This is a genomic window from Halochromatium roseum (genome assembly GCF_016653315.1).
GTDB lineage: Bacteria > Pseudomonadota > Gammaproteobacteria > Chromatiales > Chromatiaceae > Lamprobacter > Lamprobacter roseus.
This window is the reverse complement of record NZ_NHSH01000070.1, coordinates 46,479-68,374: the sequence shown is the minus strand read 5'-3', so window position 1 is coordinate 68,374 and position 21,896 is coordinate 46,479. Positions and strand designations below refer to the sequence as shown.

Sequence of the window (21,896 nt, the reverse complement as noted above, 5' to 3'; positions counted from 1 at the left end):
GTTGTCAATCTGGTCGTAGGCGCGTGCCTCACCTCCAAATTTCTTCGCCTGATGCACCGTGATCGCTGCCGTCAGCGTGGTCTTGCCATGGTCAACGTGACCAATCGTGCCAACGTTGACGTGCGCCTTATTTCTCTCGAACTTTGTTTTGGACACTGACCCTATCTCCGCGCGCTTGGATGTCGTCTTGTTGCCAATCTACGATAACGAACCGTCGAGCAAGCCCAGATCATCAGACTCGTTGACGAAAGTGGAGCCCATGACCGGAGTTGAACCGGTGACCTCACCCTTACCAAGGGTGTGCTCTACCAACTGAGCTACATGGGCAGATGTTTTGATTTCGGATCTCGCTGAGCTTCTGGCCCTTTCCGGGTCTCGACATGATGCAACGATGGAGCGGGTGATGGGAATCGAACCCACACCATCAGCTTGGAAGGCTGAGGTTCTACCGTTGAACTACACCCGCTTAGCGGCCCGAAGCATGAGGGCGTGGCAGCAGGGTAACACTGCGCCGAACTGACCTTAACCTTTACTGCTCCGCATCCGACTGGCAACGCTACATTTACGCTGGCATAAAGCCCAGACTGAAGCTAATGAGCACATCTTCAATGGTGGAGGGGGGAGGATTCGAACCTCCGAAGGCTGAGCCGTCAGATTTACAGTCTGATCCCTTTGACCGCTCGGGAACCCCTCCAATCAGCTGAGCGCGGCAGATTAACGCGTTATGAGGGGTGCGTCAATACCAAACATGGCAATCGAGCCCGACTGCTCCGCCCTCGCCGAACCGCATCTGGAGCACTGACATGCGATCTGTCAGCGCCGTGCTACTTCGGACCGCGCCGGGATCAGTCATCATCAGCAATCTTCAGCCGTGATCAGCAGCAATCGCCCGTGCCGATCATCGCCGCCGCGCGACTCCGAAGCCAGGTCAAATCAGGTTACGGTAAACTCCCAAGGCGTAAACCCTCCGACCATCCTACACCTACGAGGAATCTCAATGGATGTCACGATCTTTGGAAGCGGCTATGTGGGTCTTGTCACCGGTGCCTGCCTTGCCGAGGTCGGCAACCAGGTACTTTGCGTCGATGTCGACGCAGACAAGATCGCACTGCTCAATAGCGGCGGAGTGCCGATCTACGAGCCTGGTCTCGATGACCTCATCGCGAAGAACAAGCAGGCCGGTCGCCTGCGTTTCTCGACTGACCCCGAAGAGGGCGTCGCCCACGGGCTGTTCCAGTTCATCGCCGTTGGCACACCACCGGACGAGGATGGCTCAGCCGACCTCCGCCATGTGCTCGCGGTAGCCGCGTCGATTGGCGAGCACATGACCAGCTACCGCGTGATCGTTGACAAATCGACCGTCCCAGTAGGAACGGCCGATCGCGTCGCGGAGACGGTGCGCTCAGCCCAGCGCGAACGCGGCCAAGAAGTCGAGTTCGACGTGGTTTCCAACCCCGAGTTCTTAAAGGAAGGCGCCGCCATCGAGGACTTCATGCGCCCGGACCGGATCATCGTCGGCACCGACAATCCACGCACCGGCGAGCTGCTGCGAGCCCTCTACGCCCCGTTCAACCGCAATCACGACCGCGTCATGCTGATGGGCGTGCGCTCGGCGGAGTTGACCAAGTACGCCGCCAACGCCATGCTCGCGACCAAGATCAGCTTCATGAACGAACTCTCGAACATCGCCGAGGCGGTCGGCGCCGACATCGAAATGGTGCGCGTCGGCATCGGCTCCGATCCGCGCATCGGCTACCAATTCATTTATCCGGGCTGCGGCTACGGTGGCTCCTGTTTCCCTAAGGATGTCCGCGCACTGGAACGAACGGCCCGCTCCAAGGGCTATCAGGCAGCGTTGCTGCAGGCCGTCGAAGCGGTGAACGATCGCCAGAAAGACTTGCTCTTCAGCAAGATCGAGCAGTATTTCCAAGGCAACCTCAATGGCAAGACCTTCGCGCTCTGGGGCCTGGCCTTCAAGCCCAACACCGACGACATGCGCGAAGCCTCCAGCCGCCGTCTGATGGAGCAGCTGTGGGCCGCAGGCGCGCGGGTGCGCGCCTTTGACCCGGTCGCAGCCGAGGAGGCCAGACGTCTTTATGGAGAACGCGCCGATCTGGAGCTGGTCGAGAACCGCATGGCCGCCGTCGAGGGCGCCGATGCCCTAGTCATCGTCACCGAATGGAACGAGTTCCGTAGTCCTGACCTGTCCGCCGTACAGGCGCAGCTGCGCTCGCCGGTGATCTTCGACGGACGCAATCTGTTCGATCCCGCCCAGGTCAACGGCGCGGGTCTCACCTACGTCTCAGTCGGACGCGTGCCCGCCTGCGTCGCCTGAAGCCCGCTCTCTTCATCGACGGGCTGCGCTGATGGCACAGCCCGTTCGCTACAAAGTCCGCTCAACGAGGCCCAACAGGCCTCGAGACGCCGCCTCGCACGCCTGAACACAAGCGGCTTCGTGTCTCCCACCCAGGACGCTGACTGCGCGCCCCTGAACGATTGCCCAAATAACATGACAAGACGCAAGCAAGCTCGTTGACAATCCCCGACAACGTCGTAACCTTATGCAACAAAATGTTTCAACACCGCAACAACCCAGGCTAGAGTCGGTGAAATTGTGGTGAAGACGCATCAACCAACGAGGAGGAGTACGACAACCATGCGGAAAACAGTTCAACTCAGCGCATTGGCACTAGCATGCAGCGCGGTCATACCGGTCGCACAAGCGACAAACGGTTACATGTCGCATGCCTACTCGCCCACCGCCAAAGGCATGGCCGGTGCTGGTGAAGCCGCAATGCCCCAGGACAGCCTCGCGATTGTCGCTAACCCGGCTGGTGCGAACCAGGTTGGGCAGCGCGCAGACGCCGGTCTGTCCTGGTTCAGCCCGCGTCGCGAATATAACGGCCTGACGCCGTCTGACGCCTTCTGCACCACCGGCTGTAAGCAGGGTGCATTTGCACCAATCGGCGGCGGGTCAGACGGCACCGGGACGGTGACGAGCAAAAACAACGATTTTTTGATCCCGGGTTTCGGTTACACGCAGCCAATCGATGAGCGCAGCGCCTTCGGCGTCGCCCTATTCGCCAACGGCGGCATGAATACGGACTTCCGCAGCAGCGATACGATGATCTTCCCGGGCGTCGGCCACCTCGGTACCTTCGGTGGTAATAACCCCTTGGCAAACCCACCCGCTTATCTGCCGCCAGATCCTCGCGCCGGCATGCAAGTGCCGGGCACCAGTGCCCAAGGCGGCGGCAACGCCGGCATCAACCTCGAGCAGCTAGGCCTCTCCCTCGCCTACTCACGGGAGGTTGTCGACGGACTGAGCCTAGGCGCAAGCTTCCTGCTCGGCTACCAAACCATCGAGATCAAAGGCGTTGGTGCCTTCCAGGGCTTCACCCAAACCTTCACCCAAAGCATGATCGCAAGCCAGACCATGAGCGGGGTCTCGCCGTCGAACCTCAGCGACAATGGCAAGGATTCTGCTTTCGGCTACGGCTTCCAGATCGGCGGCCTGTGGGACGTTAACCCGATGCTGACAGTCGGCGCCTCGTACCGCACCAAGATGTACATGGGCAAGTTCGACAAGTACTCCGACCTCTTCGCCGAGGGCGGAAAATTTGACCTTCCCGCGGTGGGCACGATCGGACTCGCCCTCCGGCCGAACGACCGTCTTGCCTTCGCCTTCGACGTGCAACATATCTGGTACAGCGATATCCCCGCGATCGCCAATGAGAATGACCTGGCAATGAAATGCGATCTTGGTGCAGCCTTTGGCCAGCCGAGCGCCCCCGGAGCGACCTATGACGGCCGTTACTGCCTGGGCGGCTCCAAGGGCGCGGGCTTCGGTTGGGACGACATGACCGTCTTTAAGCTCGGTGTCCAATACGCTGTGAACGATAAGCTAAAGGTGCGTGCCGGCTATAGCCATGGCGATAGCCCGATCGATGGCACCCAGGTTGCTTTCAACACACTCGCGCCGGCAACGCCAGAAGATCACTTCACGATCGGCGCCAGTTATCTAATCCAAGACAACTTTGAACTCGGCTTCTGGGCCATGTATGCACCAGAAGACACGATTAAGGGACCTGGCGCCTTTACTGGCGACCAAGCCCCGGAGATCAAGATGCATCAGTACGAGGTCGGCGTTAACTTCGCCTGGCTGTTCTGACCGAATAGGGGAAGAGTCCCTAGAGAACGCAACAGGCCGCCTTATGGCGGCCTGTTGCGTTTAGAGGGAGAAGGACAGACAGACGGCTGCGGTCAGCGCCTGTGCAGATGATTCATCGCCCGCTGAAAATCACCTGCTAAGAGTTCCGGAAGACAGCCTTCGGCCTCATCAACGGCAGCAAGGATGGCATCCGAATCGGCACGCGACGGATGGCTCAGCACATAGCCAATCACCTGCTCCTTACTGCCCGGATGACCGATGCCAATGCGTAGCCTCCAGAAGTCGCGGCTGCCGAGCGCCGCGATGCTGTCGCGTATCCCGTTGTGACCAGCGTGCCCTCCGCCCTGCTTCAGCTTGACGGTGCCAACCGGGAGGTCCAGCTCGTCATAGGCGATCAACACGCGACTCGGCTCAAGATCGAAATAGCGACAAACCGCAGCGACCGAGCGCCCACTGTGGTTCATGAAGGTGGTCGGCTTTAGCAGCCGAAGATCGCCTTCAGGGTGATTGACGCGCCCCATCAGACCATAAAACTTGGCCTCGGGCCGCAACTCGACTGCTGAGCGCTCCGCGATCCGTTCGACGAGGCAATAGCCGGCATTGTGACGCGTGCCAGCATACTGGGCGCCGGGATTACCGAGACCGACAATGAGTTGGATGCCACTGTCCGACATGCGAATGAATCGGCTGATGGTTGGGCGAATGGATCATCTGCTCGATTGCGGGCGGTTCGTGGAACAGCGCGCCCGCGATCTCCCTCACCGAGTCTTGGCGATCAATTCGTAGCCGTCTCGCCGCCACCCTCGGCGTCATCAGCGCCCTCTTCGCCCGTGCTCTCGGCCTGCGGCGCGTAGATCATCACCACCGGCGTCTCAGGGTCAAGTGAGTGAGTGAGCTCGACCTTGGGTGGCAGCTTCAGCTCGGAGACATGGATGATATCGCCTTGGTTCATCTCTGCCATGTCGACGGCCAAATACTCCGGCAGGTCGGCCGGCAAGCAGCTCACCTCGATCTCAGTGACGCTGTGCGAAACCTTCCCGCCGAGCTTGACGCCAGGACAGCTCTGCTCGTTAAGGAAGTGGATCGGGATCGTCAAGCGCAGCTTCTCGTCGCTACTCACGCGCAGAAAATCGACATGTAGCAGGAATGGCTTCGCCGGATGGCGCTGAAGGTCTTTGAGCACAACCTTGGTCGTCTGATCGCCGAGCTTCAGATCGAGGAGGCTGGAATAGAACACCTCATGATCAAGCTGGCGCTCGAGTTCGTTATGACGCACCGAGATCATCATCGGCTCGGCATTAGCGCCGTAGACGATTCCAGGCACCAGCCCCGTGCGACGCAGGCGGCGGCTCGCACCCTTCCCCGTATCGCTCCTCGGTTGTGCCACGACTTCTAACAGATCACTCATGACTGAGTCTCCAGATTAAACAACGACAACAAAACGCCGGCATCCGCGACCAGATGCCGGCGCCAAAAGGATCAATGCGGACCGTCCGCGTAGCGTGCAGCAAGGCTTCTGCAACCAGGTGGCAGCGCGCGATATCCGCCAGCCTTGATCAGTCGACGAACAATGAACTCACCGACTCTTCATTCGAGACCCGACGCATGGTCTCGGCGAGCAGCTCGCCAATACCCAGCTGCCGAATCTTTGGACAATCACTTGCCTCCGGGCGCAGCGGGATGGTGTTCGTCACCACCAATTCATCGAGCGCCGAGACAGCGATATTATCGACCGCGGGTCCCGACAGCACCGGATGCGTGCAGTACGCCTGAACCCGGGATGCGCCCTGGGCCTTCAAGGCCGCGGCCGCCTGGCACAGCGTACCGGCAGTATCGACCAGATCATCGACGAGCACGCAGGAGCGACCGCGGACATCACCGATGATATTCATCACCTTGGCCTCATTGGCGCGCGGGCGACGCTTGTCGATGATGGCAAGGTCAGCGTCGTCAAGCCGCTTCGCCAAGGCCCGCGCACGCACCACGCCACCGACATCGGGTGACACCACCATCAGGTTCTCGTGCTTTTGCCGCCACACGTCGCCAAGCAAGATCGGCGAGGCATAGACATTATCGACCGGGATGTCGAAGAAGCCCTGGATCTGGTCAGCGTGCAGATCGACGGTCAATACGCGATCAGCGCCCGCGGAGCCGATCATCTTGGCGACGAGGCGAGCGGTAATTGGCACGCGGGCCGAGCGCGGACGTCGATCCTGGCGCGCGTAGCCAAAATAAGGGATCACCGCGGTGATGCGCTTGGCCGAGGCCCAGCGCAGCGCATCGATCATCACCAGGAGTTCGAGGAGATTATCGTTGGTCGGCGCACAGGTCGGTTGCACGATGAAGATATCGCGCCCACGCACGTTCTCTTGGATCTCCGTCATCACCTCGCCGTCGCTGAACTGGCCCACAACGGCCTTGCCCAGCGGCAGCCCAAGATGAGCGCAGATCTCAGCGGCAAGCGCCGGGTTGGCATTCCCGGAGAACACCATCATGGCACTGGCCTGCACGGATTGTCCTTTGGTCTCAAGCGGCACCGTTTATGGCCACTCTCGGCTTGGTGAAGTGTGGCTGGGGCGCCAGGATTCGAACCTGGGAATGCTGGGATCAAAACCCAGTGCCTTACCGCTTGGCGACGCCCCAATGGATCGACCCAGCTTCGTCGGCTTTACGTCTACTGGCTCTGCATGTTTAAGCGACGCCAAACAGCGGAGACCGATTTCGACCGCGGGCAACGAAGGCCGGAATCTCGTCCGGAACCTCAGCGAGCAACTGATCAGCCTCAGACTGACTCGGCAACGCCGCAAATAGGCAGGCTCCAGTTCCAGTAAGCTTTGCTTCAGCGCGATCAGCAAGCCAATTGAACACCTGTCTGACGATAGGGTACTGGTCGAGTACAGTCAGCAGACAGTCGTTAACGGCATTGCCGCGAAGAAAGTCCGCTAGTGTGATTGGCGCCGAGTCTCTTGTCAATCCCGGATGACCAAACACGGCTGCAGTCGCAACATGACAGGGCGGCGCTAACACCAGATACCAAGGCGTTGGCAGCTCGACCGGCACCAAGGTCTCTCCGACCCCCTCGCCCCAAGCCGCAGCACCGCGAACGAAGACCGGCACGTCGGCCCCAAGCCGCAGACCAATCTCAGCGAGCCGCTCAACCGACAGCCCAGTGCCCCAGAGTTGGTTCAGCGCGTGCAGCGTGGTCGCCGCATCCGAGCTTCCACCCCCGAGCCCACCGCCCATCGGCAGATGTTTATCGACGCGGATGCTGATGCCGGAGCGACAACCCGTAGCCTCTGCCAGCGCATGCGCGGCGCGCACCACCAAGTCCTGCTCCGGCGGCACCGCTGCCGGCCCCTCGAGCCGCTCGATCCTTGCATCGGGGCGCTGCTCGAAGTACAGCCGATCGCAGCGATCGACAAACTGAAACACCGTCTGTAATCGATGATAGCCATCAGCGCGGCGCCCGAGCACCCGTAGCATCAGGTTCAGCTTCGCAGGCGCCAGCCAGGCGCCATCGGTATCCGGTCTGGGGGTCAACACTGGCACCAGGATCGCCATCAGTTGTCTGTGTGCGAAAAGCGAAAACGACTCAGCACGCGCAGCAAGTACTCGTGATCCGGGGCCTCATCGAGCGCGTGCCGCCAAACCGCTCGCGCCTCGTCCTGCCGCCCGAGCGTCCACAGCACCTCACCCAAGTGCGCCGCAATCTCCGCATCGAAGCCGTGCTCTAAAGCCTGGCGCAGAAAACCCTCGGCCTTCTCAGGCTGGCCTTTGCGATAGAGCACCCAGCCCATGCTGTCGAGGATCGCGGGATCATCTGGGCGGAGCTGCAACGCGCGCTCGATCAGGGATGCCGCCGCATCAAAGCGATCGGTTCGATCCGCCAGCGTGTAGCCGAGTGCATTGAGGGCGTCGACATGATCAGGATCAGCGATCAAGATCCGACGCAAATCGCGCTCCAGCGAGGCGACCTGCCCCATCCCAACGGCCAACATCGCACGGGCGTAGAGCAGGTCGGCATTGTCGGGCTCTTTATCGAGGGCCAGGTCATAGACGCCGAGCGCCTGTTGCTCTAAGCCCTGGTCGCGCAACATCTCACCCTCGATCAAATAGAAGGCCGAGGATTGACCGGGATATTGGTCGCGCAATTGTTGAAACAGCTCACGCGCGCGCCGAACGTCTCCATCCTTGGCGTGCAGCCGAGCAATCCTGACCTGAGCATTGACCCGATTTTGCCCCCGTACCTCGTCGTAGAGCCCCAGCGCGGCCTCGCGATTGCCCGCTTGCTCCTCGACCTGCCCGAGCAAGAAAGCGACATCGTTTGGCCGTTCGCCGAGCCGCTTCAACACCTCCAGATAATCCCGAGCCGCATCCAAGTCGCGGATGTCGAGCGCGAGAACCGCAGCGGCAAACAGAACGTCTGGACGCTCGGGCGTGCTCTCGAGCAGCTCATTGAACACCGCCAGTGCCTGCTCTGACTCATCGGCATCCATGTGCAACTGGGCCTTCATCAACTTCAGCTCAGCATCGTCGGGCGCCTGGATGATGTAGCGCTCGAGCGCCGCCTGCGCCTGCTCTGACTGTTCCATCCCTACCAAAAGACGGACTAAGAACAGCTTCGGATCAGTCCAGCCCGGCCGCAACACCGACGCCCGCTCGGCGAGCCGCATCGCTGCATCATTTTCGCCGGCGGCCGCGGCCAGCGTCGCTAACGCAAACTGGGCATCCGGATCGCTATCGGCGTCAAGCGCATCGACCAACTCGCGCATCAACGCCAAACGATCGCCCGGATCAGGCACGCGCCCGAGGATTTGCGCCGCCTGCAAATAGCCTTGACCAGGCACACCGCCCAGCTCGATCACGCGCTGCAGCGAAGCCATGGCAAGACTCCGGTTGCCAGCCTCCAGCGCAAGAAAGGCCGACAACTGATGGGCTTTGGAAGCATCGGGCTCGAGTTCGGTCCAGAGATCCAGCGCCTGACGCGCAGCTTCCGGGCGCTCGGTATTCAACGCCGAGCGCACGGCGCGCTCAGCAAGGCTAGGCTCCTGGGCCAATTGAGCTGCCGCTAGAAAATGCTCGAAGGCCGCATCATAGTCGCCCCGCTGCAAGGCAACCTCGGCAACCAATGCGGTATAGACGAGATCGGAGCTGAGTTCCTGCGGCGGCCGCTGGCCGGCTACCGAAACGGCTTGTACCGATGCCGAGGCGTTGACTGAGCCTGGCGCAGCGGGTTGTAACTTGGGCGGAGCAGACTGATCAGCATGACTGACCAACGCGACCAGTGCGAGCAAGGGCGTCAGGAGCAGCAGGAATCGTGTGTGTATGCGCATAGAGGAGTGCAGGCAGATGGTTGACCGCGATCAGCCGGGTATTCGTTTCGATCGCAGTATACTCATGCAGTTCCTATCGCGGAAAGCAACCACTCGCGGCCCCAAAGCACCGCCATCGCCGTTACGCGGAGCGGGGCAAACGCAACAACCGGCTAAGCCCTCTATCTCCGCCATGCCACTGATCGTACTCGGACTCAACCATAAGACGGCACCCGTCGACATCCGCGAGCGCCTGACCTTCGGGCCCGATGTCATCGTTGCCGCCTTGCGCACGCTGCTCGAACAAAGCCCCGCCGATGAGGCGATTATCCTCTCGACCTGTAACCGCACCGAGATCTATTGCGCGGCCGACACGCGCGATATCGAAACCCCGTTGCGCAATTGGCTCGGCAGCTTTCACGGCATCGAGCCCCAGCTCTTCGCGCAACACCTCTACGTGCACAAAGATCGCGAGGCCGTTCATCATCTCTACAAGGTCGCCTGCGGCCTCGACTCGATGGTCCTCGGCGAGCCTCAGATCCTCGGCCAAGTCAAGGCGGCCTTCAAGACCGCCTGCGAGGTCGGCGGCAGCGGCCGGCTCCTAGGACGCCTGTTCCAATGCACCTTCGCGGTCGCCAAGCAGGTGCGCACCGATACCGCCATCGGCAGCAGTCCGGTCTCGGTCGCCTTCGCCGCGGTCAGCTTAGCGCGGCAGATCTTCAGCGACCTCAGCAAACAGACCGCGCTGTTGATCGGCGCCGGCGAGACCGTCGAACTCGCCGCTCGCCATCTGCATCAGCACGGCATCGGCCGCATCATCGTCGCCAACCGCACGGTCGAACGCGCGCATCGTTTGGCCGTTCAATTCGACGGTTATGCCATCGCCCTGACCGAGCTGGCCAGCCATCTACCCGAGGCCGATATCGTCGTCTCATCGACCGCCAGCCCACTGCCAGTGCTCGGCAAAGGCACGGTCGAGCGGGCGCTCAAGCAACGCCGACATCGACCCATGTTCATGGTCGACATTGCCGTGCCGCGCGACATCGAACCCGAGGTCGGCCAGCTGCGCGACATCTACCTCTACACGGTCGACGACCTTCAGGGCGTGGTCGACGAGGGGATGCGCTCACGCAACCACGCTGCTGAGCAAGCCGTCGAGATCATCGACCTGCACTGCGACGAATTCATGGCCTGGGTGCGCTCGCTCGACGCGGTCTCACTGATCCAGGATTACCGCGCCCGCGCCGAGTGCATTCGCGACGAGGCCTACTCCCGGGCAGCCCGCCAGTTGGCGGCCGGCAAGCCCCCCCAGGAGGTCATGCGCCACCTCGCCCATGTGCTCACCAACAAGCTTTTGCACGAGCCCAGTGTGCGCTTGCGCCAAGCCGGTCGCGAAGGCCAATCGGAGCTGCTGGAGGCGGCGAATGAGCTGTTCCAGCTCTCGCAGGGTCAAGATACCGGTCACTGATGAATGCATCCATTCGGGGCAAGCTCGATCGGCTCGCCGAACGCTTTTCTGAGATCACCGCCCTGTTGGCCGAGCCCGAGGTGCAGTCGGATCAAAACCGCTTTCGCGATCTCGGCCGCGAGTACTCACAGCTAGAGCCGGTCATCGGCTGCTGGCAGCGTTATCTCGACCTCGAGGCCGAGATCGACGCGGCGCGTGAGATGCTCAGCGACAAGGAGATGGCCGAGCTGGCCCGCGAAGAACTCGACGCAGCCGAGCAGCGGCGTGAACAGCTCGAGCCCGAGCTCAATCGGCTGCTGATCCCACCCGACCCGAACGACCATCGCAACATCTATCTCGAGATCCGCGCCGGCACCGGCGGCGCCGAGGCGGCCCTGTTCGCCGGCGACCTGCTGCGCATGTATCTGCGCTATGGAGAACTGCTCGGCTGGCGCCACGAGATCATCAGCGCCAGCGAGGGCGAGATGGGCGGCTACAAAGAGGTCGCGGTGCGCATCAGCGGCAGCGGTGTCTATTCGCGGCTCAAGTTCGAGTCCGGCGCCCACCGCGTCCAGCGCGTGCCCGAGACCGAGTCCCAGGGCCGCATCCACACCTCGGCCTGTACCGTAGCGATCCTCCCCGAGGTCGACTCGGTCGACGAGATCAACATCGATGCCAACGATCTGCGCGTCGATACCTATCGCGCCTCCGGCGCCGGTGGCCAGCACGTCAACAAGACCGATTCCGCGGTGCGCCTGACCCACCTGCCAAGCGGTATCGTCGTCGAATGCCAGGACGAGCGCTCGCAACACAAGAACCGCGCCAAGGCCTTGGCCTTGCTGCAGGCCAAGCTGCTCTCTGCCGCGCGAGAAGAGCAGGCCGCAGAGCAAAGCGCCTCGCGCCGGCTGCAGGTCGGCAGCGGCGACCGCTCCGAGCGCATCCGCACCTACAATTTCCCGCAGAACCGGCTCACCGATCACCGCATCAATCTAACGCTCTACAAGCTCGATGAGGTGATGATGGGGAACCTAGACCAAGTCGTCGAACCGCTGCAGCGCGAACACCAGGCCGATCTGCTCGCCGAGCTGACCACGGCCTGACCGGATCGCGCACTGCATACCCTGAAACAAGCGCTGCAGCGTCTGGAGTGATGACGCGAACGCCGCTGTCTGGCGACAACCAGGACGTCACCCCTGGACAGCGACTGAGGCGATTGCCGAAAACCGCCTTAACGACGACTGACCTGCCCGACATCAAGAGGATTCGCTGGTAATGAGTGCACCGCTCGTCTGCATCGCCGAGCTGCGCCGCTCTGCCAGCACGCGCCTGGCCGCCGCCGGCTACGACAGCGCGGGGCTCGAGGCCGACCTGCTACTGGGTGCAGCCGCGGGACTCGACCGCACCCAGTTGATCGCCTGGCCAGAGACCTGCCTGAGCGCAGCCCAGCAACAGCAATTTGAGCAGTTGATCGTACGTCGCCTCGCCGGCGAGCCGATCGCATACCTGCTCGGACGGCGTGAATTCTGGAGCCTCGAGCTGCGCGTCAGCCCGGCAACGCTGATCCCGCGCCCGGAGACCGAGACCCTGGTCGAGCAAGCGCTCGAGCGACTGCCGGCATCGGCCGCGCTACAGATCGCCGACCTCGGCACCGGCAGCGGCGCGATCGCCGCCGCACTGGCTCGTGAGCGTCCGCACTGGACCTTGCTCGGCATCGAGCGTGACGCCGCTGCCCTCGCCGTTGCCGCCTTCAATGCCGCTGAGCTTCAGCTCGACAATCTCAAGCTGATCCGTGGCGACTGGTCGAGCACATTGGGCGCAGCGTCGATCGATGCCATCCTCAGCAACCCACCCTATGTGCGTCCCGATGATCCCCACCTCGTCGAAGGAGATGTCCGCTTCGAACCGGTTGCCGCACTGATCTCAGGCGGCGATGGTCTGAACGCCATTCGCTGCATCATCACCGATGCCGCGCGCTGTCTCAGGCCCGGTGGCCTGCTCGCCATCGAGCACGGCTGGGACCAAGGTCCGAGCCTACGCGGGCTAATGAAAACACAGGGTTTCGCGGCCATTGAAACCCTGCGTGATCTTGCGGGTCAGGAACGCGTGACCTGCGGATGCGACGGCCGGACTGCACGGACATCTCGCTCACCGACATCTCGCTCACCCAGACCTTGATCACCGACCCCTGGATTAAGCATACTCTCCCTATGGAAACACCCGACCCCGATCGCATCAAACAACGTCAGATCCATTTTCGTGATCTGCACCCGGAGCGGAACGACGCCAGCACCGCCGCGACCTTTTTGGCGGATGTCGATGGTGTGCTGCGTGCCGAGCCGCTGTCGCCGATCGTCTTGGACCTGACCTACGATCTGCAGCGTACCTGTCTCGAGGAGATCAACGACGCCCTCGCTGAACTCGGCCTGCATCTCGACGGCGCCCTGATCTTCAAGCTCAGACGCTCGCTCTACTACTACACCGAAGGCACTTATCGCGAGAACCACGGCTGCGCTCGCAGCGACAGCAACTCGACCAAGCGCGTGTTCGCGAAACGCTGGGAAAACCTGGAGCACGGTTGCCGCGACCCGCGACCCGAGCATTGGCGGCGGTATCTCTAGCGAGCAGACAACCAAGCGCTATCATCTCGCTCGCGGAGCATCCGGTGACTTGCACGGCGTGACAGCGTTCGCCGAGCCTTCTATGATCTGGCGATTACCCCGAGTCCGTCGAGCCCCCTATGCGCTTTGAAGTCAGCGACCGCGAGATCAAGCAGGCCAACATCCCGCACGAGATCTTCCTCACCAATCTCATCGGTAACCACATCCTAATGGCCGTCGCAGCCGGCGGCATTGCCGGCAGCTTTCCCTGGGTGATGGCGATCATCCCGGCGATCTCCTTCTCGATCCTCAGCTATTCGCTCTGGCGCGCGCGCCGCTCAATCGGCCGAGACCCCTGGTATGTGATGTGCCATTGGCAGGTCTGCGCGCGCCGCAGCCGAATCTTCATCGGCATGCTGTCACTGCTGATGGTCGCCATACTCCTCGGTTGGGTTGGCCACGTCTATGGCGGGATGATGAAGGAAGCCGCCATCGCGCTTGTTGCTGGTATCGGCATCTTGCCAGTGATGGTCACTGTCTTGGTGCTGATCATCGTCGAGTCCGATGCACTCTATAACGCCAGTCAGGCGAAGCTACCTGCCTGGGTCGTCGAGCGCTTTCCGAATCCGGATGCGATACGGATCGATCAACCGGCAGCTGAAAACGCCGCCACTTGAGATCAATCGAGCCTGGCCAGCACCTCACCAATCGCTCGCCGAGCGGACCTTAGGCGACCTTAGATATCGACACCTCAATCGCCTGCGGCCTGCTCTTTCGCGACCAGGATGTCGACGAGTTCAAACAGCTGATCGCGCCCGCCAGCTTCGGTCACGCCCGTGATATAGGTTCCGTTGACGACGATCGCAGGCACCCCCGAGAGCTGATAACGACGCACCAAGTCGGCCGACTGCCGCACCTTCATATCGACCGGAAACGACTGATAGGCTTCGCGAAAGGCCTCCTCATCGATCCCTTGCTCGGCGGCAAAGGCGATCAACTCCTCGTCGCTAAAGACCTTGCGTCGCTGCTCATGCAACGCCTTGAACAGTGGCTCATGCAACTTCTCCAACTCACCGAGCTGCTCAGCCGCGAAATAGGCCTTGGCATGCGGAATCCAGCGACTGGAGGCAGCCGCCGGCAGGCGCCGAAAGCTGACGCCGTCCGGCTTGTTCTCGAGCCAACGCTCTATGGTCGGCTCCAGCTGATAACAGTGCGGACAGCCATACCAGAACAGCTCTAACACCTCGACATCATCGCCAGGTTCTAGGCGCTGCGGCTCAGCAACCCGCTTGTATTCAATGCCCTCGTCAAAGCTCGCCGCCGCCAGCGCGGAGCCGAGCGGCCCGAGCAGCAGGAACGCAGCCAACAGCGCCATAAGCAAGATCGACCGAGACAGGCGCTGCTGGATGATGGATCGCGCAGACATGATGCTCCTCCAGATGATTTCAGTCGTTATTTCAGTCGTTTTCAGTATAGGGTCCATCAAGCTCACGCCCTATGGTGCGAGCATTGCTGGAAAGGGCCTTAGGCTGGGTTCAGAAGGTAGTCGATCACCAAACCAATGAAGACGGCCATGCCAAAGTAGTTGTTATTCAGAAAGGCCTCAAAACAGCGTTTGGGCACGCGCGCGCGGATCAGCCATTGCTGATAGATGGAGAGACTCGCGGCCACTGCAAGGCCGATGAAAAAGGCCATGCCACGACCCGCTTGCAGCCCCACCCAGACCAGGATCAGCAGCATCAGCAACTGCAGCAGGCCAACGATCAACCGATCCCAACGGCCGAAGAGGATCGCGCTCGACTTGATGCCGATCTTCAGATCGTCCTCCCGGTCGACCATCGCATATTCGGTGTCATAGATCAGCGCCCAGATCACCGTGGCGACGAACAGCACCCAGGCATAGAGCGGGATGGTCTCCTGGATGGCGGTGAAGGCCATCGGCACCGCCCAGCCGAAGGCCGCCCCCAGGAACAGCTGCGGTACATGGGTGAAGCGCTTCATGAACGGATAGATCATCGCCAGCGTCACCGCCACCACCGACATCGCGATGGTTTGCCAATTCAGGAACAGCACCAGACCAAAGGAGGCGAGACTCAGCAGCAAGAACAGCGCGACGGCCTCAGCGGGGCTGATCAGCCCCTGCGCCAGCGGTCGCGCGTTGGTGCGGGCGACATGGCCATCGAGGTGGCGATCGGCAAAATCGTTGATCGCACAGCCGGCGGAACGCATCAGCACCACACCGAGTACGAAGATGATGGCTACCTGCCAGGGCGGATGGCCCTCGCCGGCAAGCCAGAGTGCCCAGAGCGCGGGCCACATCAGGAGGAAGATGCCGATCGGTTTATTAAGCCGGATCAAGCGGACGTAGGCATCGAGCCGGACACGCCAGTCAGGGGATGATGCCGGGCCTGGACTCGATGTCGATGCCGCCGCTACCGCTACCGGCAGCTCACCCGGCTTGCTGATCTTGGTCTCGCGAACGCTCATTCGATGCTTCGATGGTCTCTGACAAGTGCAGACCACAGCCTAGCTAGGCCGATGACCTGTGATGAACAAAAGAGACATCAGCCAGCAACAAAGGGCGCGGACGTCTCGGACCCATAATTATCGCATAGCGCCTACGGCCACGAAGGTTGGAGATGCGGTTCCGGTTGGAGATAGCCCGCTCAGACATGGTCCGCTTAGACATGGCCGTAATCGTCACGACGGCCGAGCCAACGCCGAATCAGCGGCTCGACATGATCAGGCCAGTCCACGAGCAACCGATCGGCCGCGTGCCGTGCCGCGAGCGCGAGCGCGGCATCTCGCATCGGGTCCGCCAGCCGAAACTGAATCGCGCCCGCCTGGCGGGTTCCCAACACCTCACCGGCACCACGCATGCGCAGATCGGCCTCGGCAATACGAAAGCCACTCGCCTCGCGGCGTAGGATATCCAGCCGCTCACGGGCCGCGCGCGTCAGCGGCGGGTGGTACAGCAGCAAGCAAACACTGTCGATGCTGCCGCGACCAACGCGACCCCGCAGCTGATGCAGCTGCGCCAAGCCGAGCCGTTCCGGATTCTCGATGATCATCAAGCTGGCGTTGGGTACATCCACGCCGACCTCGATCACCGTCGTCGCCACCAGCAGATCCAGCTCGCCAGCCTTGAATGCCGCCATCACCGACGCCCGCTCCTGCGCCTTGATCCGACCATGCACCAAGCCAATGCGCAGCCCCGGCAACCGCTCGCGCAGATCGGCGGCGGCATCCTCGGCGGCTTGCGCCTGCAGCGCATCGGACTCCTCGACCAGGGTGCACACCCAGTACGTCTGACGCCCTTCTCGGCAGCCCGCATGGACGCGCTCAATCACCTCATCGCGTCGACTGTCCGGGACCGCGACTGTGGCGATCGGTTTGCGCCCCGGCGGAAGCTCATCGATCTCAGACAGATCCAGGTCGCCATAGGCCGACATCGCAAGCGAGCGCGGGATCGGGGTGGCGGTCATGATCAGTTGGTGCGGAATCGCGCCATCACGCTCGCCCTTCTCGCGCAGGCTCAGGCGCTGATGCACCCCAAAGCGGTGCTGTTCATCGATGATCACCAGCCCAAGCTCGGCGAAGCGCACCTCGGCCTGAAACAGCGCGTGGGTGCCAACCACCACCCGCGCCTGGCCATCGGCGATGCGCTCAAGGATCAGCGCGCGCTCACTGCCCGAGTGCCGCCCGGAGAGCCAAGCCAGCTCGATCCGCAGCGGCTCCAGCCACTGCTGCAGACTCTGCAGATGCTGCTCGGAAAGCAGCTCAGTCGGCGCCATCAGCGCGACCTGATGTCCGGCCTCAAGCACCTGCAGCGCGGCCATCGCCGCGACCACCGTCTTGCCGGAGCCGACATCGCCGAGCAGCAGCCGCATCATCGGCCGCGGTTGCTCCAGATCCGCGGCGATCTCATCCAACACGCGCTGCTGAGCGCCCGTGAGCTGGAAGGGCAGCTGCGCCCGCAGCCGCTCGCGCAGTGAGTTATCGCCCCGCAGCACCGGAGCACGTTGCGCACCGCGCGCCCGGCGCAGCCGCCGCAAGGCCAGCTGATGCGCCAACATCTCGTCGAAGGCCAGGCGTTGGAAGGCCGGATGGCTGCGCTCGAGCAGCGCCGTCGTCAGCTCAGCGCCTGCATCGGCGGGCGGTCGATGGAGCAGGAGCAAGGCGTTGGCAAGCGCGGGTAGCTGAAGTGGCGCTGTCAGGCTGGTGGGAATCCAGTCCTTGAGCGCAGCAGAATCGTGCTGCAGGCGATCGAGGGCCTGATCGGTGAGTGCGCGCAGACTGGTCTGCTGCAGACCCTCGGTGGCTGGATAGATCGGAGTCAGTCGGCCAGCCGGCTCCGGATTCGCTGGCGCACTAACCGCTTGACCAGTCGTCGGGTCAATGGCTGAACCGCTCGCCGAGCCCGATTCCGGACCAGTCGCCGAGCCATCCGTTTGACCCGCCGGCTGCTCCAGCGACTGCAGCTCCGGATGCACCATCTCCAACATCTGCGGCCCTTGACGGACCTCACCGAAGCAGCGCAGCCGCCGCCCCGGACGCATCGCTTCGATCTGAGTGCGGGTGAAGTAGAAAAACCGCAGCAACAGGGCACCGCGGCCGTCCTCGATGCGGATCTTCAGCGAGCGCCGCCGGCCCTGAGCGATCTGGGCATCGACGACCTCCCCTTCGACCAATACCTCCTCATGGATGACTAAGTCAGCCAGCGGCCGCAGCCGAGTGCGGTCCTGATAGCGCAGCGGCAGATGGAAGAGCAGATCCTGCAGCGTCAGGATGCCGAGCCGCTGCAGCCGCTCGGAGATGCGCGGCCCGACGCCCTTGAGCTGCTCAACCGGGATCTGGTCCAAGAGCGGATTGGGCCTCGTCCGTCAGCCGGCGGGAGCAGCTGAGGCGCCCGAGCCAGGCTGATCGGTCATGCGCAAGGTCGGCTGTTTGAGGCCACGCCGCGCGCGCAGCGCCTGCGCCAGTTGGTGCACCGTCATCGCATAATAGGTGCTGTTGTTGTAACGGGTGATGACATAGAAATTCTCGAAGCCGACCCAGTATTCAAGACCGCCGGCCGCATCCAAGCGCAACAGACTCACCTGACGTTGGTCGGGCAGCGCCACCGCGGGCTGAATCCCCTTCGCCTTGAGATTGGCCACAGAGTAGTTGGTCTTGAAGCCGGTATCGGTCGACCAGGGTAGCCCCGCACCACCGCTCGCCCGCGCGACCACAGCCGCGCCCGGCTGCCAACCATGGGCATTGAAGTAGCGCGCAACGCTGCCGATCGCGTCTACTGGGTTCCAGAGATCGCGCCGGCCATCGCCATCGAAATCGACCGCATAGTCATGCCAGCTTGAGGGCATGAACTGCCCCAGCCCCATCGCACCCGCAAAGGACCCCTCCGGCTGCAATGGGTCGAACCCCTGATCCTCGGCCATTAACAAATAGTGCGCCAGCTCGTCCTGGAAGTAATCGGCACGGCGCGGATAGTCGAAGGCCAGGGTTGCCAGGGCATCGATGATGCGATGCGTGCCCATGAAGCCACCCCAGCGCGTCTCGATGCCGATGATGGCGACGATGTATTCAGGCGGCACACCGTATTTGCGCGAGGCCTGATCGAGCGTCCTGGCATGCCGCGTCCAAAAGGCACTGCCCTTGTCGAGCATCGCCGGCGTGATGTGGCGGCTGCGGTAGCGCGTCCAGGCTCCGGTCGGACCCGAGGCTGGGCGCCACTGTTTATCCATGTATCGGATGATCGAGGGATCATGCTCGGCGCGCTCGAGGGTGCGCACCACCTGGGCGCGATCCAATCCTTTCGACGCCATGCGCGCAACAAACCGATCGACATCGGCGCGTCCGGCGAAGTCACCACGAGCGACGCCGCCCACAGCAGATCTGCTCGCAGCCCCGGCGTCACCGGCAGCCCCAGCGTCATCAACTGAGCTGAACGAGGCCTGGCGCACACCGGCAAATGAGGTTGCCTGAGGACTAGGACTGCTCAGCTTCAGGTCAGGGGAGAGCCTGGCGCCCGAGCTAGCCGCCTGCTTGCTCGGACTGGAACTGCAACCACTGATTAAAAGCAGTGCAAAGGCGAGTGTCAGCAGAAGCATCAGTGGGAGCGGGAGAAGAAATGGTAATCGCATGGGATGCTCCAGATCAGTCGCCGAGGACCATAATCGCATCCATCTCGATCTCAGCGCCTTTAGGTAGGGCCGCTACTCCGATCGCCGCACGCGCTGGATAAGGCTCGTCGAAGATCTCCGTCATCACCTCGTTGACCAATGGAAAATGTGCAAGATCGGTGAGAAAGATGTTGAGCTTGACCAAATCGCCAAGGTCGCCGCCTGCCGCCTCAGCCACCGCCGCCAGGTTGCTGAACACCTGCCGAGCCTGCATCTGGATGTCGCCGGTCACCAGCTCACCCGTTCCTGGCACCAGCGGGATCTGGCCGGAGAGGAAAACGGTATCACCGGCACGCACCGCTTGCGAATAGGGGCCGATCGCGGCCGGCGCCTGTTCGCTATGGATGATCTGTTTGGCCATGAGGCGCCTCCAAATTGGTGAGATCAGCAAGTGAGAATCAGCAAGTGAGATCGACGGGTGTGAACAGCCGCGGCCAAGCCTGCCCGACACTTGAATCGGCGAGTATAGCGAACCGAAACGCTAAGGACGTGTAAGGATCATGAGACAGCACCAGGCTAGCCCCAGAAGCACCATCTTTGAGCACAGGATACGAGGCTGACCAGAACCGGCCTTAGCTTGATTGATCCGGCAATCAGGTCGATTGACCAGCCTGCGATCGGCTCAGCTCGTTGCCCCCTTAGGTGCCCCCCTTAGGTACCCCCTTAGTGCCCCCGAACAACCCCTGCCACCAGCGCCGACGGCTTTTCGGCACCAATTGGGTCGCCGGCAGATCGACCGGCGGCAACTTGCTCATCACCCAGCCCGGCAGTGGCGGATGGCTACTCGAGCCGCAAGCCACGCCAAGATTATTGGGATCGTAGATCTTCACCAGACTCGGGATGCGCAGGTCGTCGGCGTAGACGATGCCGCACAGGCGCTCATCGTGCTCGCGGCGCAGCAAGGCATCGATCTCATCGATGAAGCGCTCCACCATCGCCTGATCGGCTGGGGCCTCCGGCGGCGGCTCGCCGATGGCATAGAGGTACCAACCACCCTTGGCATCGGTGCGCAGTCGCATCCAGAGCGCGTCTAGATCGCTCCAGCGCAAGGCTGATGTGAAGCTACCGCGAAAGGCCTGCAGGAAGGGGCTTGCCGCGACGTCCCTGGCTAGGTCGTTGGTCGAAGTATTGGTCATAGGCTTCGCGCGTAAGTCAGTAAGTCAAGGAGGGCTTGGAGCTATGGTTAAAGAGACCCCAGGATATAGATCAGGATGCCCCTAGAGAAGGACCGACGCAGTAGAAGAACCAATGCAGCGGTTGTCGTCGCCGATTCTGCGGCGACCGTGATAGGGTTTCCAACCCTGATGACCGAATCCGCTCCAGCGAGGCGAGATGCCATGTCAGACCAAGCCCTTGCCCACCCCCAGCGCTCACCGACAACGGCCGAGCGGTTGCTACCGAGCGACCTTGATTTCAGCTCCCCTTCCGAGGCCGGCCGCCGTGTCTCGGAGGAGGTCTACTGGCGCGACTACTACGGTCAATCAGAGATCTGCTACGAATGGAACAACGGCATACTCGAGGAGAAGCCGGTGTCGAATCAGGAAACCTTTCTCATCTATGCCTGGCTGCTGAGGCTGCTTGCCACCTTCGTGGCGAGCCGCCCGATCGCCGCGCTCACTGGCCTGGACATGGGCTTCCGCCTGACACTGCCTACCGGTACCGTCATTCGCCGCCCCGACATGGCCGTGGTCCACAACGCCAACCCCAAGCCGCTGCTGCTGCAGGACACGTCCTACCGCGGCATCTACGACCTCTGCATCGAGGCCCTATCAGACCTTAAGCGGGCCGACATCGAGCGCGACACCCGCCAGAAGAAGCGCGAATATGCCGCCGCCGGCGTGCCTGAATACTACATCCTGCATGCCGACCCCGAGCTACGAGCCTTCTACCGTCGCGAGCCCGCATCCGGACGCTACCGCCCCATCCCTGAGGTTGATGGCATCATCGCATCCGCTGTCCTCCCCGGCTTTCAGTTCCGGGTCGCCGATCTGCTGCGCCGCCCCGAAGACGCCATGCTGCTCGATGATCCGGTCTATGCCGACTTCGTGCTGCCCGGCTGGCAGCGCGACCGACTGCGGGCCGAGGCAGAGGCCCAGCGGGCCGAAACCGAAACCCAGCGCGCCAAGGTCATGGCCGCAAAGCTGCGCGAACTCGGCATTGACCCGGACGACCTCCGGGACTGAGGTG

At 62.3% G+C, this 21,896-nt stretch carries 20 protein-coding genes and 4 tRNA genes; 8 read left to right on the top strand and 16 right to left on the bottom strand.

Annotated features, from left to right (window positions below):
- From CCR96_RS19005 to CCR96_RS18990, 4 genes are all read right to left on the bottom strand, one after another.
- Positions 1–156 (bottom strand): GTP-binding protein (locus CCR96_RS19005; protein ID WP_338035919.1); only part of this gene is annotated, 156 nt, incomplete at its 3' end.
- A gap of 95 nt (positions 157–251) precedes the next feature.
- A tRNA-Thr gene (locus CCR96_RS19000) sits at positions 252–327 on the bottom strand.
- A 65-nt stretch (positions 328–392) separates the two neighbouring features.
- Positions 393–466, bottom strand: a tRNA-Gly gene (locus tag CCR96_RS18995).
- 143 nt (positions 467–609) lie between these two features.
- A tRNA-Tyr gene (locus CCR96_RS18990) sits at positions 610–694 on the bottom strand.
- Between the two features lie 303 nt (positions 695–997).
- Between CCR96_RS18990 and CCR96_RS18985 the strand changes: the two genes are divergently transcribed.
- On the top strand, positions 998–2,335 hold the full coding sequence (locus CCR96_RS18985) for a UDP-glucose dehydrogenase family protein (RefSeq protein WP_201222257.1): 1,338 nt from the start codon (positions 998–1,000) through the stop codon (positions 2,333–2,335).
- Between the two features lie 321 nt (positions 2,336–2,656).
- Positions 2,657–4,171, top strand: a complete 1,515-nt coding sequence (locus CCR96_RS18980) for an OmpP1/FadL family transporter (protein ID WP_201222570.1) — start codon at positions 2,657–2,659, stop codon at positions 4,169–4,171.
- A gap of 92 nt (positions 4,172–4,263) precedes the next feature.
- On the opposite strand, the gene pth is transcribed toward CCR96_RS18980, so the two are convergent.
- From pth to CCR96_RS18950, 6 genes are all read right to left on the bottom strand, one after another.
- Entirely contained in the window at positions 4,264–4,845 is a 582-nt protein-coding gene (gene pth / locus CCR96_RS18975; protein ID WP_201222255.1) for an aminoacyl-tRNA hydrolase, read from the bottom strand.
- A 101-nt stretch (positions 4,846–4,946) separates the two neighbouring features.
- The gene (locus tag CCR96_RS18970) at positions 4,947–5,579 is read right to left on the bottom strand and encodes a 50S ribosomal protein L25/general stress protein Ctc (protein ID WP_201222253.1); all 633 of its coding nucleotides are present in this window, start codon (positions 5,577–5,579) and stop codon (positions 4,947–4,949) included.
- Positions 5,580–5,727: 148 nt separating this feature from the next.
- The gene (locus tag CCR96_RS18965) at positions 5,728–6,681 is read right to left on the bottom strand and encodes a ribose-phosphate diphosphokinase (RefSeq protein WP_322825445.1); all 954 of its coding nucleotides are present in this window, start codon (positions 6,679–6,681) and stop codon (positions 5,728–5,730) included.
- Between the two features lie 58 nt (positions 6,682–6,739).
- Positions 6,740–6,814 (bottom strand) — tRNA-Gln (locus CCR96_RS18960).
- Between the two features lie 48 nt (positions 6,815–6,862).
- Positions 6,863–7,732, bottom strand: coding sequence for a 4-(cytidine 5'-diphospho)-2-C-methyl-D-erythritol kinase (gene ispE / locus CCR96_RS18955; protein ID WP_201222251.1), 870 nt, complete (start codon positions 7,730–7,732; stop codon positions 6,863–6,865).
- Complete coding sequence (locus CCR96_RS18950) at positions 7,732–9,504, bottom strand: tetratricopeptide repeat protein (RefSeq protein ID WP_201222248.1); 1,773 nt, start codon at positions 9,502–9,504, stop codon at positions 7,732–7,734. Before CCR96_RS18950 ends, ispE begins: the two co-directional genes overlap by 1 nt.
- A 172-nt stretch (positions 9,505–9,676) precedes the next feature.
- Between CCR96_RS18950 and hemA the strand changes: the two genes are divergently transcribed.
- The 5 genes from hemA (at position 9,677) to CCR96_RS18925 (ending at position 14,204) form a co-directional block, all read left to right on the top strand.
- A complete protein-coding gene (gene hemA, locus CCR96_RS18945) occupies positions 9,677–10,951 on the top strand; it encodes a glutamyl-tRNA reductase (protein ID WP_201222566.1) in 1,275 nt (424 codons plus the stop codon).
- Positions 10,951–12,030, top strand: a complete 1,080-nt coding sequence (prfA, locus tag CCR96_RS18940) for a peptide chain release factor 1 (protein WP_201222246.1) — start codon at positions 10,951–10,953, stop codon at positions 12,028–12,030. Before hemA ends, prfA begins: the two co-directional genes overlap by 1 nt.
- A gap of 172 nt (positions 12,031–12,202) precedes the next feature.
- Positions 12,203–13,105, top strand: coding sequence for a peptide chain release factor N(5)-glutamine methyltransferase (gene prmC / locus CCR96_RS18935; RefSeq protein ID WP_201222244.1), 903 nt, complete (start codon positions 12,203–12,205; stop codon positions 13,103–13,105).
- Between the two features lie 32 nt (positions 13,106–13,137).
- Positions 13,138–13,548, top strand: a complete 411-nt coding sequence (locus CCR96_RS18930) for a hypothetical protein (RefSeq protein WP_201222242.1) — start codon at positions 13,138–13,140, stop codon at positions 13,546–13,548.
- Positions 13,549–13,667: 119 nt separating this feature from the next.
- The gene (locus CCR96_RS18925; RefSeq protein ID WP_201222240.1) at positions 13,668–14,204 is read left to right on the top strand and encodes a hypothetical protein; all 537 of its coding nucleotides are present in this window, start codon (positions 13,668–13,670) and stop codon (positions 14,202–14,204) included.
- A 74-nt stretch (positions 14,205–14,278) separates the two neighbouring features.
- Here the strand turns inward: CCR96_RS18925 and CCR96_RS18920 are convergent, their stop codons facing one another.
- From CCR96_RS18920 to CCR96_RS18895, 6 genes are all read right to left on the bottom strand, one after another.
- Positions 14,279–14,953 (bottom strand): thiol:disulfide interchange protein DsbA/DsbL, encoded by a 675-nt coding sequence (locus CCR96_RS18920; RefSeq protein WP_242519217.1) that lies wholly within the window; start codon positions 14,951–14,953, stop codon positions 14,279–14,281.
- A gap of 98 nt (positions 14,954–15,051) precedes the next feature.
- Positions 15,052–16,014 (bottom strand): 4-hydroxybenzoate octaprenyltransferase, encoded by a 963-nt coding sequence (gene ubiA / locus CCR96_RS18915; protein ID WP_201222238.1) that lies wholly within the window; start codon positions 16,012–16,014, stop codon positions 15,052–15,054.
- A 194-nt stretch (positions 16,015–16,208) separates the two neighbouring features.
- Entirely contained in the window at positions 16,209–18,389 is a 2,181-nt protein-coding gene (gene recG / locus CCR96_RS18910) for an ATP-dependent DNA helicase RecG (RefSeq protein WP_201222236.1), read from the bottom strand.
- A gap of 21 nt (positions 18,390–18,410) precedes the next feature.
- Positions 18,411–19,415: a lytic murein transglycosylase B gene (mltB, locus tag CCR96_RS18905; protein ID WP_338035914.1), complete on the bottom strand. Its 1,005-nt coding sequence runs from the start codon at positions 19,413–19,415 to the stop codon at positions 18,411–18,413.
- A 268-nt stretch (positions 19,416–19,683) separates the two neighbouring features.
- Positions 19,684–20,070 (bottom strand): RidA family protein, encoded by a 387-nt coding sequence (locus CCR96_RS18900; protein WP_201222234.1) that lies wholly within the window; start codon positions 20,068–20,070, stop codon positions 19,684–19,686.
- Between the two features lie 277 nt (positions 20,071–20,347).
- Positions 20,348–20,845 carry a hypothetical protein gene (locus CCR96_RS18895; RefSeq protein ID WP_201222232.1) on the bottom strand — a complete coding sequence of 166 codons (498 nt, stop codon included), beginning with the start codon at positions 20,843–20,845 and terminating at the stop codon, positions 20,348–20,350.
- 201 nt (positions 20,846–21,046) lie between these two features.
- Between CCR96_RS18895 and CCR96_RS18890 the strand changes: the two genes are divergently transcribed.
- The gene (locus CCR96_RS18890) at positions 21,047–21,892 is read left to right on the top strand and encodes a Uma2 family endonuclease (protein WP_201222230.1); all 846 of its coding nucleotides are present in this window, start codon (positions 21,047–21,049) and stop codon (positions 21,890–21,892) included.
- Positions 21,893–21,896 lie beyond the last annotated feature (4 nt).

Coding starts and splice junctions, on each gene's coding strand:
- CCR96_RS18900 (WP_201222234.1), bottom strand. CDS start 20,070: ATGGCCAAACAGATCATCCATAGCGAACAGGCGCCGGCCGCGATCGGC.
- CCR96_RS18925 (WP_201222240.1), top strand. CDS start 13,668: ATGCGCTTTGAAGTCAGCGACCGCGAGATCAAGCAGGCCAACATCCCG.
- CCR96_RS18920 (WP_242519217.1), bottom strand. CDS start 14,953: ATGTCTGCGCGATCCATCATCCAGCAGCGCCTGTCTCGGTCGATCTTG.
- CCR96_RS18895 (WP_201222232.1), bottom strand. CDS start 20,845: ATGACCAATACTTCGACCAACGACCTAGCCAGGGACGTCGCGGCAAGC.
- CCR96_RS18970 (WP_201222253.1), bottom strand. CDS start 5,579: ATGAGTGATCTGTTAGAAGTCGTGGCACAACCGAGGAGCGATACGGGG.
- CCR96_RS18890 (WP_201222230.1), top strand. CDS start 21,047: ATGTCAGACCAAGCCCTTGCCCACCCCCAGCGCTCACCGACAACGGCC.
- prfA (WP_201222246.1), top strand. CDS start 10,951: ATGAATGCATCCATTCGGGGCAAGCTCGATCGGCTCGCCGAACGCTTT.
- CCR96_RS18980 (WP_201222570.1), top strand. CDS start 2,657: ATGCGGAAAACAGTTCAACTCAGCGCATTGGCACTAGCATGCAGCGCG.
- CCR96_RS18950 (WP_201222248.1), bottom strand. CDS start 9,504: ATGCGCATACACACACGATTCCTGCTGCTCCTGACGCCCTTGCTCGCA.
- ispE (WP_201222251.1), bottom strand. CDS start 7,732: ATGGCGATCCTGGTGCCAGTGTTGACCCCCAGACCGGATACCGATGGC.
- hemA (WP_201222566.1), top strand. CDS start 9,677: ATGCCACTGATCGTACTCGGACTCAACCATAAGACGGCACCCGTCGAC.
- CCR96_RS18930 (WP_201222242.1), top strand. CDS start 13,138: ATGGAAACACCCGACCCCGATCGCATCAAACAACGTCAGATCCATTTT.
- prmC (WP_201222244.1), top strand. CDS start 12,203: ATGAGTGCACCGCTCGTCTGCATCGCCGAGCTGCGCCGCTCTGCCAGC.
- pth (WP_201222255.1), bottom strand. CDS start 4,845: ATGTCGGACAGTGGCATCCAACTCATTGTCGGTCTCGGTAATCCCGGC.
- CCR96_RS18985 (WP_201222257.1), top strand. CDS start 998: ATGGATGTCACGATCTTTGGAAGCGGCTATGTGGGTCTTGTCACCGGT.
- ubiA (WP_201222238.1), bottom strand. CDS start 16,014: ATGAGCGTTCGCGAGACCAAGATCAGCAAGCCGGGTGAGCTGCCGGTA.